This window comes from Bifidobacterium sp. MSTE12 (assembly GCF_000513015.1).
GTDB classification, from domain to species: domain Bacteria; phylum Actinomycetota; class Actinomycetes; order Actinomycetales; family Bifidobacteriaceae; genus Bifidobacterium; species Bifidobacterium dentium.
In genome coordinates, this window is sequence record NZ_AZYA01000044.1 from 1 (window position 1) to 539 (window position 539).

1 protein-coding gene is annotated in these 539 nt (G+C 55.7%); it reads left to right on the plus strand.

What is annotated here, in order from left to right; all coding sequences use genetic code 11:
• The first annotated feature begins 166 nt into the window (after window positions 1-166).
• A complete protein-coding gene (locus HMPREF1494_RS11830) occupies window positions 167-526 on the plus strand; it encodes a hypothetical protein (protein WP_231495416.1) in 360 nt (119 codons plus the stop codon).
• The last annotated feature ends 13 nt before the right edge of the window (window positions 527-539 follow it).

Sequence of the window (539 nt, forward strand, 5' to 3'; positions counted from 1 at the left end):
ACCTCGCATACAGTGACGGAACGGAATTCCGTCTGCGAGGTCAGGATGCATGCATCAGAGGGGGCGGTCCGACGAACCGCTCATCGTTCCACATACAATTAGACATAAGAAGATCACAGCAGATCCCGTTCTCTCGCATTATGCAAAACGGTGAAAGGCGGTAGTCATGGATGCCATTCATCAGATATTATCTTGGGCCGGCATGACGGGAATCATCCTAGCGGTGGTGATTTCGGCATACTTGGCGTTCGTCCGCCATGAACATACATCGGATATCTCGGTCAGGCTCAACGGCATACTGATGGCGCTTTCCACGGTCCTGTTCGTCGCTGGCCGGCTTCATGGCACATCGCAGTCCGCCACGGTGCTGTGGTGGATCGCAATCGCATTGGTTGCCGTCTCGATCGTGTTGCTCGTCATCGCTGCTTGCCGTCCCTCGGGCAACGGGTCGACGACGACGCTCATTCGGATCTTATTCGTCCTGTACATCGTGGCGATGGCCGTCCTGCTGTTCAGCCTGCTCTGAGGGAAAAGCGACA